Source organism: Streptomyces sp. NPDC059900, from assembly GCF_050270335.1.
GTDB lineage: Bacteria > Actinomycetota > Actinomycetes > Streptomycetales > Streptomycetaceae > Streptomyces.
This window is the reverse complement of sequence record NZ_JBNNJZ010001038.1, coordinates 1-1,606: the sequence shown is the minus strand read 5'-3', so window position 1 is coordinate 1,606 and position 1,606 is coordinate 1. Positions and strand designations below refer to the sequence as shown.

Below are 1,606 nucleotides of genomic sequence, written 5' to 3'. Positions count from 1 at the left end.
GTCTATGGACGCGGCTCCGGACGCATCTCACGGCCGTGCGCTCGCGCCGATCACCTCACACACCCACACCCACCACCGCCGTGCCCCGGGCACGGCGGGGACAAGGACATCCCCGGACATGGGCACCTCCAAGACAGGCAAGCCGGCCGCAACGTCCGCCGCACGCAAGGCCCGCATCCAGGAGCAACGCCGCGCCGAGCAGGCGCGCGACCGCCGCAACCGCGTCATCGCCATCACCGCGGGCGTGGCCGTACTGGCCGGGCTCGCCGGATTCGGCTCCTACGTCCTGCTCGACGCGTCGGAGAAGAAGGACAAGGCAGAGGCCGTAGCCCAGGCCCCCGTCAAGGGCGAGAAGACGTGGGACGCGAAGAAGCTCGGCCGCAACCACGTCACCAAGACGGTCGACTATCCGATGACCCCGCCGGCGGGCGGCGATCACAGCCAGGCGTGGGCCAACTGCCAGGGCGATGTGTACGACAAGCCGCTGGGCGAGGAGAACGCCGTCCACTCGCTGGAGCACGGCGCCGTCTGGATCACGTACAACGACAAGGCGTCGACCGGCGACATAAAGAAGCTGGGCCAGAAGGTCAGCACCACGCCCTACACACTGATGAGCCCGGTCAAGGAGCAGAAGGCCGCCCTCACGCTCACCGCGTGGGGCCGCCAGCTCACCGTGGACAAGGCGACGGACCCCCGCGTCGAGCAGTTCCTGGGCAAGTACGTCCAGGGCGAGCAGACTCCGGAGCCCGGCGCGGCCTGCACGGGCGGGGTCGGACCGGCATAGGCGCCCGAGAGGGAGCGGCCGGGCGGGGGAGCCGTCGCCCCTCCCGGCCGCTGTCGCCGGGTGTCATCGCGGGGCGGTGCGCCTAGTCTCTGTGGTGTGCTGAGCATCGTTGACGATCTGGCCGGGTTCGGACCCCTTCGGATGTGCGCCCACGCGCCGTCGGCCGACGACCCCGACGCCGCGGACGGCCTGACCGGGCTGCGCGTGCTTCTCGTCGCGGACGTCCTGTCCCGCGTCGTCGAACTGCGCGGCCGTACCGTGCTCGTCGGGTGGACCTGCCCGCCGGCGGCATCGGCCGATGAAGCCGGCATCCGTCCGGCCGACGCCCACGGCACCCCGGACGAGATCACCGAAGCCCTCGGCGGCCCGCCGGCCGTGCATCTCACCAGCCGCACGTACGAGGGCAAGGACGGCCTGACCCTGCAGATCGGCGAAGCCGTCACCGGGGGACGCGAGGTCCGCGACCCCGACCGGGACCCGCTCGCCCTGCGGCTGCTCCTGCTCGGCCACCCGCACCACGAACCCGCCGACATCAGCGAGGAAGCCGTCGACGCGAGCGCCGCGAAACTGGCCAACTGGCGCAAGCAGGTGGCTGCCTGGGCCGACGAGCCGTCCAAGGCGATGCCCGCGGACTTCGTGCGGGACGCCATGGCCGCCCTGGAGAACGGTCTCGACACCCCGGCCGTGCTGCGGCTCCTCGACGAACTCCAGGCGGCCGAGGACGTACCGGGCGGCGCCAAGTTCGAGACGTTCGCCCACTTCGACCGCGTCCTCGCGCTGGAGATCGTCCGCGACGTCGGCCGCTCGCACACCACAGAGGTG

2 protein-coding genes are annotated in these 1,606 nt (G+C 71.8%); both read left to right on the top strand.

Going from position 1 to position 1,606, the window contains the following annotated elements; translation table 11 throughout:
• The first annotated feature begins 118 nt into the window (after positions 1–118).
• Positions 119–784, top strand: coding sequence for a DUF3105 domain-containing protein (locus ACQKIP_RS46970; RefSeq protein WP_365854111.1), 666 nt, complete (start codon positions 119–121; stop codon positions 782–784).
• Between the two features lie 96 nt (positions 785–880).
• Positions 881–1,606: hypothetical protein (locus tag ACQKIP_RS46965; RefSeq protein WP_427745818.1), on the top strand; the 726-nt coding region annotated here is incomplete at its 3' end.